At 55.7% G+C, this 14563-nt stretch carries 13 protein-coding genes; 12 read left to right on the top strand and 1 reads right to left on the bottom strand.

Going from position 1 to position 14563, the window contains the following annotated elements:
* From R6W86_RS06235 to R6W86_RS06190, 10 genes are all read left to right on the top strand, one after another.
* Positions 1–1021, top strand: a 1021-nt coding sequence (locus R6W86_RS06235) for an SLC13 family permease (RefSeq protein ID WP_410328510.1), incomplete at its 5' end; no start/stop codon positions are given.
* A 71-nt stretch (positions 1022–1092) separates the two neighbouring features.
* Positions 1093–2649 carry an MBL fold metallo-hydrolase RNA specificity domain-containing protein gene (locus R6W86_RS06230; protein WP_410328509.1) on the top strand — a complete coding sequence of 519 codons (1557 nt, stop codon included), beginning with the start codon at positions 1093–1095 and terminating at the stop codon, positions 2647–2649.
* A gap of 69 nt (positions 2650–2718) precedes the next feature.
* Complete coding sequence (gene pseB, locus R6W86_RS06225; RefSeq protein ID WP_410328508.1) at positions 2719–3717, top strand: UDP-N-acetylglucosamine 4,6-dehydratase (inverting); 999 nt, start codon at positions 2719–2721, stop codon at positions 3715–3717.
* 2 nt (positions 3718–3719) lie between these two features.
* Positions 3720–4895 (top strand): UDP-4-amino-4,6-dideoxy-N-acetyl-beta-L-altrosamine transaminase, encoded by a 1176-nt coding sequence (gene pseC / locus R6W86_RS06220; protein ID WP_410328507.1) that lies wholly within the window; start codon positions 3720–3722, stop codon positions 4893–4895.
* Positions 4892–5596 (top strand): pseudaminic acid cytidylyltransferase, encoded by a 705-nt coding sequence (gene pseF / locus R6W86_RS06215; RefSeq protein WP_410328506.1) that lies wholly within the window; start codon positions 4892–4894, stop codon positions 5594–5596. Before pseC ends, pseF begins: the two co-directional genes overlap by 4 nt.
* A complete protein-coding gene (gene pseG / locus R6W86_RS06210) occupies positions 5593–6702 on the top strand; it encodes a UDP-2,4-diacetamido-2,4,6-trideoxy-beta-L-altropyranose hydrolase (RefSeq protein WP_410328505.1) in 1110 nt (369 codons plus the stop codon). Before pseF ends, pseG begins: the two co-directional genes overlap by 4 nt.
* Positions 6699–7223 carry a UDP-4-amino-4,6-dideoxy-N-acetyl-beta-L-altrosamine N-acetyltransferase gene (pseH, locus tag R6W86_RS06205; protein ID WP_410328504.1) on the top strand — a complete coding sequence of 175 codons (525 nt, stop codon included), beginning with the start codon at positions 6699–6701 and terminating at the stop codon, positions 7221–7223. The genes pseG and pseH overlap by 4 nt, the downstream gene beginning before the upstream one ends.
* Positions 7216–8280 carry a pseudaminic acid synthase gene (gene pseI / locus R6W86_RS06200; protein WP_410328503.1) on the top strand — a complete coding sequence of 355 codons (1065 nt, stop codon included), beginning with the start codon at positions 7216–7218 and terminating at the stop codon, positions 8278–8280. The genes pseH and pseI overlap by 8 nt, the downstream gene beginning before the upstream one ends.
* A 238-nt stretch (positions 8281–8518) precedes the next feature.
* A complete protein-coding gene (gene tviB / locus R6W86_RS06195; protein WP_410328502.1) occupies positions 8519–9781 on the top strand; it encodes a Vi polysaccharide biosynthesis UDP-N-acetylglucosamine C-6 dehydrogenase TviB in 1263 nt (420 codons plus the stop codon).
* Between the two features lie 168 nt (positions 9782–9949).
* Positions 9950–10318 carry a histone-like nucleoid-structuring protein, MvaT/MvaU family gene (locus tag R6W86_RS06190; RefSeq protein WP_410328501.1) on the top strand — a complete coding sequence of 123 codons (369 nt, stop codon included), beginning with the start codon at positions 9950–9952 and terminating at the stop codon, positions 10316–10318.
* A 329-nt stretch (positions 10319–10647) separates the two neighbouring features.
* Here the strand turns inward: R6W86_RS06190 and R6W86_RS06185 are convergent, their stop codons facing one another.
* Positions 10648–11295, bottom strand: coding sequence for a transposase (locus R6W86_RS06185; protein WP_410328500.1), 648 nt, complete (start codon positions 11293–11295; stop codon positions 10648–10650).
* 417 nt (positions 11296–11712) lie between these two features.
* Between R6W86_RS06185 and R6W86_RS06180 the strand changes: the two genes are divergently transcribed.
* Positions 11713–12624, top strand: coding sequence for a hypothetical protein (locus R6W86_RS06180; protein ID WP_410328499.1), 912 nt, complete (start codon positions 11713–11715; stop codon positions 12622–12624).
* Positions 12625–12784: 160 nt separating this feature from the next.
* Entirely contained in the window at positions 12785–14233 is a 1449-nt protein-coding gene (gene sbcB, locus R6W86_RS06175; RefSeq protein ID WP_410328498.1) for an exodeoxyribonuclease I, read from the top strand.
* Positions 14234–14563: the final 330 nt, after the last annotated feature.

The following is a 14563-nucleotide window of genomic DNA, read 5'->3' as shown; positions in this document are numbered from 1 at the left end:
TCGGCAGGGGCGTTTGATTACAGCGGTGGAGCCTGATCGTACTCTACAGGCTGGTGACAAGTTGTATTTCGTTGGCGCACCGGAGTGTGCCAGTGAGCTCCGACGTATACATGGTCTGAGCCCGGCCAGTGGCAATGTGCACAAGCTGGATATTGCCAACCACCAGCGTTGTCTTGTGGAAGTGGTTTTGGGGCCGGAGTTTCCGGCGCTGAACAAGACGGTTCGGGACAGTCGTTTCCGTAGTCGGTTCAATGCGGTCATTCTGTCCGTTTCCCGGGAGGGACGACGTGTGCCAGGGAAGCTGGGTGATATCGAGTTCAAGATGGGCGATACGCTCCTGCTTGAGGCCAGTCACGAGTTTGCCGAGCAGTATAAGTTCCGGCGGGATTTTTTGCTGGTGAGCGCGCTGAACGATTCCACACCCCCGGATTTTCGTAAGGCACCGCTTGCGTTGGGAATTTTGCTGGTGATGGTGCTCGCTAGCGCCAGTGGGTTGCTGAGTATTATGGAGGCGGCCTTTATGGCGGCCGGTGCGATGATTGTCTCCCGGTGTATCACGGCAAGCCGAGCCAGAAGAAGCGTGGATTTACCAGTGCTAGTGGTTATTGCGGCTTCCTTTGCTCTTGGCAATGCCATGTCGGAGACTGGGGCCGCAGCTGTGATTGCGGGTACCTTGCTGGGCAATGGTGAAGGATTCTCTCCTTGGTTGGCGCTGGTACTGATCTACGTGCTGACAGCATTTTTCACGGAAGTGATTACCAACAACGCCGCTGCGGTGCTGATGTTTCCTATCGCATTGGCGCTGTCGGAGCAGCTTGGGGTGAGTTTTTTGCCATTTGCTGTGGCGGTGATGTTTGCAGCCTCGGCCAGTTTCATCACCCCATTGGGGTATCAGACGAATTTGATGGTTTATGGCCCGGGCCGGTATCGGTTTACGGATTATATGCGGATCGGCGTGCCGTTGAGTCTGCTGGTTGGTGTTATTGCCGTGACGCTGATTCCGGTGTTTTGGCCGTTTTAGGGTGATTAGCGAAGTTGGGGTCAGAAGAAAGCTTTCTTCTGACCCCTGGTTAACGACAGGGAATGTTGGAAATGATTGAGATTAAGCACCATGGAGCCACGTCCGGCGTGACGGGCTCTTGCCATGAATTGAGTTTGAAGATGGGGTCAGATGAAAAACGCGCGCGTTTTTCATCTGACCCCGACCTGGGTACCTCCCCTGAGTCTGGGGTCTCCGAGCAGGGCATCCTCATCGATTGCGGCCTGTTTCAGGGCCAGGACGAGGGTCGGGAGGCTTCCGCTGCCGACCTCACCATTGATTTCCCCATCGACCATATCCGTGCTCTGGTTGTGACTCACGTGCACATTGATCACGTGGGCCGGATTCCCTATCTGCTGGGTGCCGGGTTTGAGGGGCCGATTATCTGCTCCGAGCCTTCGGCGGTCATGTTGCCCGAGATTCTGGAAGACGCCCTGAAGATTGGTTTTACCCGGGATCGAAATTTGATTGAGCGGGTGTTGGGGCTGATTCGGGAGCGTATGGTGCCGGTGCCTTATGGGCAGTGGTATTCGGTGTTTGGTGAAGGTGAGTGTTCGCTTTCAGTGCGCCTTCAGCGGGCCGGGCATATTCTGGGGTCGGCTTATGTGGAATGTGATGCGCGGGTTGGGGATGTTGAGGAGCGGATTGTGTTCTCCGGAGATCTCGGGGCGCCGCATTCTCCGTTGTTGCCCGAGCCGAAATCACCGGAGCGGGCGGACCGGTTGGTGGTTGAGAGTACGTATGGGGATCGCGACCATGAGGATCGGGAGACCCGGCGGGATCGGTTGAGGGCAGTGCTTGAGAATGCCCTGGCCGATGGTGGGACGGTTTTGATTCCAGCGTTCAGTATTGGGCGGACGCAGGAGTTGTTGTATGAGATTGAGGGGATTATTGCCCGGGCGTCGGGCGAGGTGAAGATGGGGTCAGATGGAAAACGCGAGCGTTTTTCATCAGACCCCGAGTTGACGGCGGACCCCGAGCTTGCCTCAGCCTCGGAGGTTGGAGCCTCCAAGATAGATTGGGAAAGCCTCGAAATTGTTGTTGATTCACCGCTTGCCGCGAACTTCACTCGTATCTACCGGGACCTGAAGCCCTTCTGGGATGCCGAGGCCCAAGAACTGGTGAAATCCGGCCGGCATCCGCTTTCCTTCGAGCAACTGACGGTGATCGAGTCCCACGAAGACCATCTGAACGCTGTTGACTACCTGGCCAAGTCCCACCGGCCTTGCGTGGTGTTGGCAGGCTCCGGCATGTGTGCCGGTGGCCGGGTGGTGAATTATCTGAAGGCGATGCTTGGGGATGAGCGCAATGATGTGCTCTTTGTGGGTTATCAGGCCGCTGGTACGCCCGGGCGTGATATTCTTACCTTTGGCCCGCGAGGTGGTTGGGTTGAGCTGGATGGTGAGCGGTACGATATTCGCGCCCGGGTTCATCAGGTCGGTGGTTATTCGGCCCACGCGGGGCAGAGTGATTTGCTGAGGTTTGTTGAGGGGATTCCTGTGGCGCCGAGAGAGATTCGGGTTGTGCATGGGGATGCCGATGCCAAAAAGGCGTTCGGAAAATTGCTTTCAAAGCGACTACCGTCGCGAATTTTGATACCGGCGCTTTGAAATCGGTGAGGTAATCTCTGAGAATGGTCGCCTTCAACAGGGCTAACATCGGCTTCGGATTAAAAATATATGTTCAGAGACAAGACCATCCTGGTAACCGGCGGAACGGGCTCGTTTGGCCACAAATTCATTCCCATGACGCTGGAGCGGTATAACCCCCGGAAGATTATTGTTTTTTCCCGGGATGAAATGAAACAGTGGGAAATGGCCAAGCTGTTTCAGGGCGACGACAGGATGCGTTTCTTTATCGGCGATGTCCGGGACCGGGAGCGCCTTTATCGGGCCCTGGATGGCGTGGATTACGTGGTTCATGCTGCGGCCACCAAGATTGTTCCCACGGCCGAATACAATCCATTCGAGTGCATCAAGACCAACATCAACGGGGCGATGAACCTGATTGATGCCTGCATCGACAAGGGTGTAAAGGGCGTTGTCGCTCTCTCCACGGATAAGGCGAGCAGCCCTATCAACCTGTATGGCGCCACCAAGCTGGCCTCCGACAAGCTCTTTGTGGCTGGCAACTCTTATTCCGGCGGCCATGAGACCAAGTTTTCCGTGGTGCGTTATGGCAACGTGATGGGCTCGCGGGGATCTGTCATTCCGTTTTTCATGTCCATCAAGGAGCAGGGTGTTCTGCCGATCACCGACCCGCGCATGACCCGCTTCATGATTTCCCTGGAGCAGGGCGTGGAACTGGTCTGGCATGCGTTTGAGGATATGGTCGGTGGCGAGATCTACGTGAAGAAGATTCCGTCCATGAAGGTGACGGATCTTGCCCGCGTTGTAGCCCCGGAGGCGGAGCAGGAGGTCGTCGGCATTCGTCCCGGCGAGAAGCTTCATGAGCAGATGATTGGTGCCGAGGACTCCTATTTCACCTATGAATACCCCCAGCATTTCAAGATCCTGCCGAACATCAACAACTGGGGATCCTGCGAGGAACGGATTAAGGACGGCAAAAAAGTTGAGGAAGGCTTCGTCTATTCCAGCGACAACAACGCCGAATGGATGACGGACGAAGAGCTGCAGGCCTGGATCGACGGCCACTTCAATGAAATCGGAAAGATCTGAGCATGATTCCCTACGGCAAGCAGGAGATCACCCAGGCCGACATTGATGCCGTGCTGGACGTGCTGCACTCGGACTTTCTGACCCAGGGCCCCAAGGTGCCCGAGTTCGAGGCGAAGGTGGCGGGCCATGTGGGCGCAAAGCATGCCCTGGCGGTGAACAGTGCCACGTCGGCCCTGCACATTGCCTGCCTGGCACTCGGGCTGGGGCCTGATGACTGGTTGTGGACCTCGCCGGTTACCTTTGTGGCCTCTGCCAATTGTGGGCTCTATTGCGGGGCCCGCGTGGATTTTGTCGATATCGACCCACAGACCTATAACCTCTGCCCGAAAGCACTGGCCGCCAAACTGGAGCAAGCCGAGCAGGAAGGGCGGTTGCCGAAGGTTGTGGTTGCGGTTCATCTGTGCGGGCAGTCCTGCGACATGGCAGCCATTCATGAGCTGGGACAGCGCTATGGCTTTCGGATTATCGAAGATGCTTCCCATGCGATTGGCGGCAAGTATAAAGGCGAGTTCATCGGTAGCGGTCGTTACAGCGATATCACGGTATTCAGTTTCCATCCGGTGAAGATCGTTACCACTGCCGAGGGTGGCATGGCGCTGACCAATGATGATCATCTGGCCTCTCGGATGAATCTTCTCCGCAGTCATGGCGTGACCCGCGACCAGAACCTGATGACTCATGAGCCGGACGGCCCGTGGTATTACCAGCAGGTGGAGCTGGGTTTCAATTACCGGATGACCGAACTGCAGGCGGCTCTGGGCGTGAGCCAGATGGACCGGCTGGATGATTTTGTGGCGCGTCGGCACGAACGGGCAACACGTTATGACCGATTGCTGGCGGATTTGCCGGTGACGATCCCCTGGCAGCATCCGGATAGCTATTCGGGGCTGCACCTGTATGTCATTCGTCTGCAGTTGGACAAGATCAACAGGACGCACCGCCAGGTATTCGAATCCCTGAGAGAGCAGGGCATCGGGGTAAACCTGCATTACATTCCCGTCCACACCCAGCCGTACTATGAGGCCATGGGGTTTGTCCCTGAGGATTTCCCCGAGGCCATGGCCTATTACCGTGAGGCCATCAGTCTTCCGATGTTTCATGGCCTGGAAGAAGGACAGCAGGATGAGGTTGTCCGGGCGTTGGAGCGCGCTGTTGGAGTGGAGAGGCGCTCATCATGAACCGCGTCGCAATAATCCCCGCGCGTGGAGGGAGCAAGCGTATTCCCCGTAAGAACGTGAGGATGTTTTGTGGCAAGCCGATGATCGCATGGTCTATTGAAGCAGCGCGGGCGAGTGGGTGTTTTGACAAGGTTATTGTTTCTACCGATGACGCCGAGATTGCAGAGGTCGGCCGGCAATGGAATGCGACTGTTCCGTTCATGCGACCGGAATCGCTTTCAGGAGATTTCACGGGGACTTTGCCGGTGGTTCGCCACGCTGTGGACTGGCTTGATAAGAATGATTTCGCTGTTGACTATGCCTGTTGCGTGTATGCGACCGCGCCATTCGTAACGGCTGAGGATCTTAGGAAGGGTTGGGAGCTGATCCAACAGGAAGCCTGTAGTTATGCCTTTTCGGTGACGAGCTATGCGTTTCCGATTCAGCGGGCAATCCGGATTACTGAGAGTGGTCGGGTAGCGATGTTTAATCCGGAGCAATTCAATACCCGCTCCCAAGACCTGGAAGAAGCCTGGCACGATGCAGGGCAATTCTATTGGGGTAGGGGGGAAGCGTGGCGACAGGAACGTGCAATCTTTGGCGAGCGCTCCGTGCCGGTGAAGTTGCCCCGCCATCGCGTTCAAGACATTGACACACCGGAGGATTGGACTCGTGCGGAGTGGCTTTTCCGCGCCATGCAAGCTGAGGATGGCACTTCATGATAGTTGCCTTCCGAGTGGATGCATCCATTGAGATCGGCACTGGCCACGTGATGCGCTGCCTCACCCTTGCGGACGAGTTCAAGCGGCAGGGGCATCAATGTATTTTTATTTGCCGCGAGCATGAGGGCCATCTGGGGGAGCTGATTGCCAGGAAAGGGTATGAACTATATTTGTTAGCTGGTTCCCGTTATGCAGAAGAGAAGCCGACCGCCGAGATGAACAAGGCCCATGTCGGTTGGCTGGGCGTTCCCTGGCAGCGGGATGCAGAACAGACCTTCGAGGTGCTGTCTGCAATGGAGGCTGATTGGCTGGTGGTGGATCATTATGCCCTGGATGCCCGGTGGGAACGGCACGTTGCAGCGGCGGTTGGTCGGGTTCTGGTGATCGATGACCTTGCCGACCGGAACCATGAGTGCAGCTTGTTGCTGGATCAGAATCTGGGGCGTGCGGCTTCGGACTATGATCAGAGAGTACCGGCTGACTGTGTTCGCATGATCGGTCCGCAGCACGCCCTGTTACGCCCGGAGTTTGCAAGCCTTCGTGAGCGCAGCCTCGGGCGCCGGGAGCATCCGGGCATGAAACGGATTCTGGTTTCTCTGGGTGGCGTGGATCGTAACAACGTTACCGGCCGGGTTCTTGATGCTCTGGTGGAGGCTCCGCTGCCTGCGGGTACGGAGCTGGATATCATTATGGGCGCTTCCGCTCCGAATCTGGCAAAGGTGCGGGCGCAGGCAGCCGAGATGCCGTTCAGGGCAACCGTTCAGGTAAACGTCAGTGATATGGCTGAACGGATGTGCCTGGCGGATGTGTCTATTGGTGCGGCCGGGGGGACCTCCTGGGAACGTTGCTGCCTTGGATTACCTGCGGTGCTGGTAGTACTGGCGGATAACCAGGTATCAGGCGCTGCTGCACTTGAGAGGGCGGGTGCTGCATTGGTGATTAGTGAGCCCGAGGCGCTGCAGGCGGAGCTGCCTTCCGCATTGGCCAGAATGAGTGATGCTGCAACCCTCCGGAACATGAGTCACGCCGCAGCCGAAGTTACTACCGGCGAGGGGGCAAGTATTGTTGTAGAGTCCATGGTGACAATCACCGGGGGCGCACAATGACAGACCACAAGCTCAGGCCTATGACTGAAGCGGATCTTGTGCAGGTCCTTGCCTGGCGCAATCACCCGGACGTACGTCGATACATGTACACCACCCATGAAATCGGGCTGGAAGAGCATCAAGCATGGTTCGCGAGGGTCAGCGACGACCCCGCTGTCCATCTGCTTATTTACGAGCACCGCGGCCGGGCCAGTGGCTTTGCGAATATCACTCTGGGTCGCAGCCCGACCGTGGCAGACTGGGGCTTCTATCTCTCACCGGATGCGGAACGTGGCACCGGTCGGTCACTAGGTAGAGAAGCACTGAAATATGCGTTCAGCGAACTTTGCCTTCACAAGATTTGTGGCCAGGCGCTTGGATTCAATGAGCGCTCCATCGCGTTTCACAATGCTTTGGGTTTTACCGAGGAGGGGTGTTTGCGGGATCAGCATTTTGATGGGGCCGAGTACCACGATGTGGTCTGTTTCGGGCTGCTGGATCATGAATGGCAGGCACAGGCTAAGGAGCTGAATGATGAGTGAACCGAAAATTGCAATTGCAGGGCGCGAAATCTCCCGAAATCAGCCCCCCTACATTATTGCCGAACTCTCTGCCAACCATAACGGCAAGCTGGAAACGGCGTTGAGGATCATTGACGAGGCCGCTAAAGCGGGCGCGGATGCCGTGAAGCTGCAGACCTATCGCCCCGACACTATCACCCTCGATTCCGATGCGGAAGATTTCCTGATCAAGGGTGGGCTGTGGGACGGTCGGACGCTCTATGAGCTCTATGAAGAAGCCCACATGCCCTGGGAGTGGCATAAGCCGCTGTTCGAACATGCAAGGAAGGTGGGCATTCCGGTTTTCAGCTCGCCTTTCGATGCCACTGCAGTGGACCTGCTGGAGGATTTGAATGCTCCGGCCTACAAAATTGCATCGTTTGAGGCGGTCGATTTGCCCTTGATTCGTTATGTGGCGGCTACCGGCAAACCGATGATCATTTCCACTGGCATGGCGGACGCCGAGGAGATCGAAGAGGCCATCGCTGCGGCCAGGGACGGAGGCTGCAAGGAACTGGCTATCCTACACTGTGTAAGTGGTTACCCCGCGCCGGCAGAGGACTATAACCTCCGAACCATTGGCGACATGATTGAGCGCTTTGGCCTCGTGACGGGGTTGTCAGACCACACGTTGGACAACACCACTGCGATTGCCAGCGTGGTTTTGGGTGCTTCAATTATCGAAAAGCACTTTACCCTGAACCGCAACGGCGGTGGCCCGGATGACAGTTTTTCTTTGGAACCCGCCGATCTTGCCGCGTTGTGCCGGGACAGTAAAACCGCCTGGAAAGCCCTGGGCAACGTGGATTATGGGCGGAAGTCCAGTGAGCAGGGTAACGCCCAGTTTCGTCGTTCGTTGTATTTTGTCGAGGATCTGGAGGCCGGGGCCGTTATCAGCGCGGAATCTGTCAGAAGCGTCCGCCCGGGTTTTGGGCTGGCGCCGAAGTTTATGGATGGTGTGATTGGGAAAAGAGTTAACCGGGCTGTTCGGAAGAATACGCCGGTGAAGGCTGATGTTATCGAAGGGTGGAAGTTTTAGGGTGGCCCTCCCCAGGGGTCTGAAGAAAACCTTCTTCTGACCCCGAGTTAGATTTGAAACCGGGGTCAGGTGTGCCCCAGGGGTCTGAAGAACGCTTTCTTCTGACCCCGAGGTTTGATTTTAAGTTGGGGTTAGATGAAGGCTTTCATCAGACCCCTGTGTTACGAGTTCGGGTTAAACATGGGGTCAGATGAACGGAGTTCATCAGACCCCTGTGGATTAGTTATCAGGAGGATAAATGAAAAAAATCGCGGTAATCGGCCTGGGCTACGTGGGTTTGCCGCTGGCGGCTGCGTTTGGTGAGAAACGTGAGGTCGTGGGCTTTGATATTAACAGCAAGCGCATTTCCGAGCTGAAGGACGGTGTGGACCTCACCCGGGAGGTGTCCCGGGAGGAGTTGGCGGCGGCCAAGGGGCTGTCGTTTACCGATAAGTTGGATGGCATTGCCGATTGCCAGATTTTCATTGTCACGGTGCCGACGCCGATTGATGAGTACAAGTCGCCGGACCTGACGCCGCTGATCAAGTCCAGCGAGAGCGTGGGCAAGGTGCTCAAGCGTGGCGATATCGTGATCTATGAATCCACGGTGTTCCCGGGGGCGACGGAAGAGGTCTGTGTGCCGGTGCTGGAGAGGGTTTCCGGTCTCACGTTCAATCAGGACTTCTTCGCCGGTTACAGCCCGGAGCGGATCAATCCGGGTGATAAGGAGCACCGGGTGGCCTCCATCATGAAGGTGACTTCCGGTTCCACACCAGAGATCGCCGATGAGGTGAACGCACTTTACGCGGATGTAATCACCGCCGGTACCCATAAGGCCAGCTCCATCAAGGTGGCGGAAGCGGCGAAGGTGATCGAGAATACCCAGCGGGATCTGAACATTGCGCTGATGAACGAGCTTTCCATGATCTTCGCCCGGATGAAGATCGATACTCATGAGGTGCTGGCGGCGGCTGGTACCAAGTGGAACTTTCTGCCGTTCAGGCCGGGGCTGGTGGGTGGCCACTGCATTGGTGTGGATCCGTATTACCTCACTCATAAGGCGCAGGCGATCGGTTATAACCCCGAGATCATCCTGGCCGGTCGCCGGGTGAATGATAATATGGGGCCATACGCCGCAGCAGAATTGATCAAGGCCATGATCAAGAAGGGGCAGACGATTTCTGGCGCCAAGGTGTTGGTGATGGGGCTTACCTTTAAAGAGAATTGTCCGGATTTGCGCAATACTCGGGTAATTGATGTGATTCGCGAGCTGGAGGATTTTGGTTGCCAGGTGGATGTGACCGATTGTTGGGCTGATAACGAGGAAGCCCAGCATGAATATGGCATTTCATTAATTGAAAAGCCGGCGCAGTCATCATACGATGCCGTTTTCCTGGCCGTGCCTCATCGTGAATATGCAGAAAAGGCCAGTTCAGAATTTCGCCAATATATGAAGAGCCATGGTGTGCTTTTTGATTTGAAAGGTGTGCTTCCCATGGGGGACGCCGATCTCCGGCTCTGATATCGAGCATAAGTATATTCTGAAAAGCCGCCATTTGGCGGCTTTTTTATTTTACAGTGTTTTAAGCAAATCTTTTTGCCAATAGACATTTATTTGTCTATTATTGTTGGCGACTTCTGGTCAATTCCCTTTTTTTAAAACCCTTCTTTAAATAAGGTTTTTAATTCCATGGCAAAGATTAACGATTACTATCAGAAAAAACAGCTTATGGAGAAGCTTGCGGTCGAGCTGGAGCAGCTCGAAAAAGACCAGGCCCTGAAAAAGGAGCTGGACTTTGAAAACAAGGTTCGCAATTTGATGAAGGAGTATGACAAGTCTCCGAAAGACGTGCTTCAGATTCTCTCTGCCATTGATCCGTCCATTGCCGGCACCAAAGCTGAAGCCGCCGCCGGCAGTCGTCCGAAGCGCCCGATGAAAACCTACAAGAACCCGCATACCGGTGAAGTGGTTAAAACCCGTGGGGGTAACCACAAGACTCTGAATGAGTGGCGGGGGAAGTATGGTAAGGAAGCTGTGCAGAGCTGGCAGCAGGACTGATGTAAAGCACAGGGGTCTGAAGAATTCATTCTTCTGACCCCGAGTTGGATCAGGAATCAGAGTTAGGTTTAGAGCAAGGGGTCTGAAGAAAGCCTTCTTCTGACCCCAGGTTAGATCATAACTCCGAGTTAGATATTAAGATGGGGTCAGAAGAGTAAACTCTTCAGACCCCTGAGTTGAGATCAGGGCTCAGAGTTAGGTTTTAGGATGGGGTCTGAAGAAAGCTTTCTTCAGACCCCTGAGTTACCCCCCCGAATTCCGAGTCTTGGATTGGGGTCTGATGAAAGCCTTCATCTGACCCCGTCTTCAGATCAAACTCCCGGATTAGTTTAAATCCCGTATTTCATAGCAATCTCTTTCTTAAACCCCGCCGAGCCCAAAACCTTCCCGCTATTTACCGTTCTCCGCATTATCTCTTTGGTTTTTTCCGCCATCGGCCGGGCAAATAATTGCCGGTATTGGCGCAGCCTTTCTTTCGGGTTTTTATCCAGCTCCAGGTAAAGCGGGTGCGGTTGGTGCATCGCACTGCTTTTGCCTAATCCATGGCATTGGTAACTGGACCACCAGTAGTCTTCCGGATTATCTGCCATGCCTGCATTGACCGGGTTCATTTCAATATATCGTTGGCAGGTGAGTAAGTAATTCTCTGAATCCACCAGGCAGGAACGGAATCGGCCTTCCCATAAACTGCCCGTGCGGTCATAGCGTCTGTTGAAATAGCGGACATATCTTCGGCCGATGGCCTGCATGAATAATGAAATGCTTTTATCCATTTCCGGTGTTGCCAGGAAATGGACGTGGTTGTCCATTAGCACCCATGCATGCAGGGAGACGCGATGTTCGTCCGCGTAGTTTTTCATGAGGTTGGTATAGAAGGCCTGGTCGCTGTTTCCGCGAAAGATGACCTGGCGATTGTTGCCGCGTTGGACGATGTGTTGCGGGATGCCGGCAGGGCAGAAGCGTTGGGTGCGGGGCATGTCATCACATCCTTGTGAGTGCTTGATTACTTTTGGGCTGGACTTTAGGGGGTTATTGGGTAGTAGGCCGTGAACTGGGTCACGGGCTTGGGAATTGGGGTCTGAAGAATGCTTTCTTCTGACCCCGTCTTGGACTCTGGCTGTGAGATTGGACTGAAAATGGGGTCAGATGAAGGTTTTCATCAGACCCCTGTGCCAAATCGGACCCTGCCTTCAGATCCCCCCCAGTTGCTTCCTTCGATTGTGAATAACCGCACACCAGCGCCAACCGCTTCTCGGCTATAGTGCTCGCGTGGCTGATCAAAAAGAAACCAAAGTGGCCGCCTGCGATCGCCGGTAAAAAGAAGAATAAGCGGCGGTGGCAGTGGAGTCGGGCGTCGAAACTGGCTCTTGAATCAACCATCCGGGATACAACCTATGAAACAGCGAGCGTATGGATACGCTGCCCTTGCCATGTTCTGCCTGGGTATGGCGCCCGTTGCCCTGGCGGAGCTTGAGCCCATTTCCGAGGACACGATGGGCGAGGTCACAGGGCAGGCTTTTATGAACATTGAGAACCTTCCGGCGGGCACCACGGCTTCCGGGCATGAGTTCACCCGGATGAACCTGAATATGGATATTGAGACCAGGGTCAATATTGATGATGCGGTCGTGGGCCAGGTTGACGGTGGGGCGGATTTTGCCGCTAGTGATGTGGCGCTGGGTCACATTGCCCGCGAAGGTGACGGTGCCCAGTATAACGGTGTGACCTACGAGGCCGGTGAGACCGTTCCTTTCGAGGCTTATGAGCCTTATATCGAGCTTGCTGTGGATCCGGATGAGGTGAACCCGGACAACTCGGTTGGTCAGCTTTCTGGCTTCCGGATGGGGTTCAAGCAGGCTCGGGGGTCTGTTTCCTCAAACACCAGTTCCTTCAGTGGCGATATTGGCCTGATGATCAATGACTCTTCGGGAAACCCGCAGCAGGCGACGCTGTTCGGGTCCGATAATCTCGAAACCTCAAAGCGCGCAACGCAGATTGGTATCGCTGATGCAAATGGTGCCTGTGTGCCCGGCGATACATGCGCTGATTTATCCCAATTGCGTTCGCTGATTGTCGGTGCTGATGATGGTTCCGGTGGGACCGGCTTTACCGATGACTTCTTTATTGGTTTCCAGCGTGAAGGCGTGGAATGGCAGAGTCCCGACGGGGCGAATGTGATTCAGGCGGGGCAGGGAGTGTTTATTAACCTGCCCACCAATATGACGGTGGATATGGGTACGTTGACTGGTGAAGGGGTGCCTCGGTTGCAGACGCATCAGACGGATTTGGGGACCGGGTTGTTCTAGGATTGCCTGAAAATGGGGTCAGAAGAAGGCTTTCTTCAGACCCCTGAGTTTGGGCCTGGTTCGGAGATCGGCTTTGGCACTGGCGTCGGATGAAGGCTTTCATCTGACCCCGTCTTCATCTTAAACTCCGGTCATTATTCAAATTACCAGGAGTCTCCCCTTGATCCGTTCGTTCTACTGGCACGATTACGAAACCTTTGGTGTCGATCCGGTGCATGATCGGCCTGCACAGTTTGCCGGGGTTCGGACGGATGCGGATCTGAATGTTATCGAGGATCCGCTGGTGATCTACTGCAAGCCGGCGGACGATTACCTGCCCTCGCCGGAGGCCTGCCTGATTACCGGGATCACACCCCAGAAAGCGGTGGAAGCGGGGTATCCTGAAGCGGAATTCATCGCGCAGATCAACGAGGCGTTCAGCCAGCCGGGTACCTGTGTGGTGGGGTACAACAGCCTGCGCTTTGATGATGAGGTAACCCGGCACACACTGTACCGGAACCTTCGCGATCCCTACGCCCGGGAATGGCAGAACGGGAATTCCCGCTGGGATATCATCGATATGGTGCGGCTGACTTACGCACTGCGTCCCGAGGGCATCAACTGGCCCAAGAAGGAAGACGGCAGCCCCAGTTTCAAGCTGGAGGAGCTGACAGTGGCCAATGGCATTACCCATGAGAGTGCCCACGATGCCATGTCGGACGTGGAAGCGACCATTGCCGTGGCCAAACTGATCAAGGAGAAGCAGCCCAAGCTGTTTGATTTCGTGCTTCGGCACAAGGACAAGCACTCGGCCCGCCAGATGCTGGACACCGACACCATGAAACCGGTGTTCCATATTTCCGCCAAGTACCCCGCCAGCCGGGGTTGCTGTGCCCTGGTGGCGCCTTTGGCGGAGCATCCTTCCAACAAGAATCTGGTGATCGTTTATGATCTGCGGGAAGACCCGGACGAGTTGATCGCCGCCACGGTCGAGCAGATTCGTGAGCGGGTGTTTACTTCCCAAGCGGAGTTGGGGGAGGGGGTGAGCCGGTTTCCGCTCAAGGGCGTGCAGCTGAACAAATGCCCGGTGCTGGCACCGGCGAATATGTTATCCACGCTCTCGGCCGAGCGACTGGAAGCGCTGGAGCTGGATGGCGATGTGCTGCGTGCCAACCTGGCCAAGCTTCGCAAGGCGCCGGATTTGCCGGCTCGCATTGCCCGGGCTTTTGACCAGGATTTTGAGGGCAGTGACCTGACCGATCCCGACGAACAGCTCTATGCTGGCGGGTTTATCGGCAAGACCGACCGGGAGAAGCTGAACTGGCTGCTTAGCCAGCCGGTGGAGACGTTGGGGGAACAGGAGGTGCGGTTCGAGGATGATCGGCTGCAGGAGATGCTGTTCCGGTATCGGGCTCGGAATTACCCCAGCACCCTGATCGGTGAGGAGATGGAGCGGTGGGAGCAGTTTCGCTCCGAGCGGCTGATGCATCCCAAGAAGGGCTGGCGGTCGCTGGAGGCCTTTGCCCAGGAGCTGCAGCGGCTGGCGGCGGATCCCGCGCTGACGCCGGAGAAACGGCATGTTCTGGAGGAGTTGCATTTTTATGGGGAGTCGCTGATTCCTTATGTGTGATGGCGCAAAGGGGCCTGGTCTGGCCTGGCACAGGGGTCTGAAGAACGCTTTCTTCTGACACCAACTTAGCCTCTATCTCCGAGCCAACATTAAAATGGGGCATGGCACAGGGGTCTGAAGAAAGCCTTCTTCTGACCCCAACTTAGACTCTATCTCCGAGCTAACATTAAAATGGAGCAGGGCACAGGGGTCTGAAGAAGGCCTTCTTCTGACCCCAACTTAGACTTCTACCTGGGAGTTGGATTGAAGTTGGGGTCAGATGAAAGTGTTCATCAGACCCCTGTGCCCAATCAGACCCCTGTGCCCAATCAGCCCCCTGTGCCCAATCAG

The sequence above is a fragment of the Marinobacter sp. genome (genome assembly GCF_046484525.1).
GTDB lineage: Bacteria > Pseudomonadota > Gammaproteobacteria > Pseudomonadales > Oleiphilaceae > Marinobacter.
The sequence above is the reverse complement of the archived record's forward strand: the minus strand, read 5'-3'. Positions and strand labels throughout refer to the sequence as shown.

Excerpts from the sequence above, each read along its gene's own strand:
- tviB (WP_410328502.1), top strand. The coding sequence starts at position 8,519 with ATGAAAAAAATCGCGGTAATCGGCCTGGGCTACGTGGGTTTGCCGCTG.
- pseB (WP_410328508.1), top strand. The coding sequence starts at position 2,719 with ATGTTCAGAGACAAGACCATCCTGGTAACCGGCGGAACGGGCTCGTTT.
- pseG (WP_410328505.1), top strand. The coding sequence starts at position 5,593 with ATGATAGTTGCCTTCCGAGTGGATGCATCCATTGAGATCGGCACTGGC.
- pseF (WP_410328506.1), top strand. The coding sequence starts at position 4,892 with ATGAACCGCGTCGCAATAATCCCCGCGCGTGGAGGGAGCAAGCGTATT.
- R6W86_RS06190 (WP_410328501.1), top strand. The coding sequence starts at position 9,950 with ATGGCAAAGATTAACGATTACTATCAGAAAAAACAGCTTATGGAGAAG.
- R6W86_RS06230 (WP_410328509.1), top strand. The coding sequence starts at position 1,093 with ATGATTGAGATTAAGCACCATGGAGCCACGTCCGGCGTGACGGGCTCT.
- pseC (WP_410328507.1), top strand. The coding sequence starts at position 3,720 with ATGATTCCCTACGGCAAGCAGGAGATCACCCAGGCCGACATTGATGCC.
- R6W86_RS06180 (WP_410328499.1), top strand. The coding sequence starts at position 11,713 with ATGAAACAGCGAGCGTATGGATACGCTGCCCTTGCCATGTTCTGCCTG.
- R6W86_RS06185 (WP_410328500.1), bottom strand. The coding sequence starts at position 11,295 with ATGCCCCGCACCCAACGCTTCTGCCCTGCCGGCATCCCGCAACACATC.
- pseI (WP_410328503.1), top strand. The coding sequence starts at position 7,216 with ATGAGTGAACCGAAAATTGCAATTGCAGGGCGCGAAATCTCCCGAAAT.
- pseH (WP_410328504.1), top strand. The coding sequence starts at position 6,699 with ATGACAGACCACAAGCTCAGGCCTATGACTGAAGCGGATCTTGTGCAG.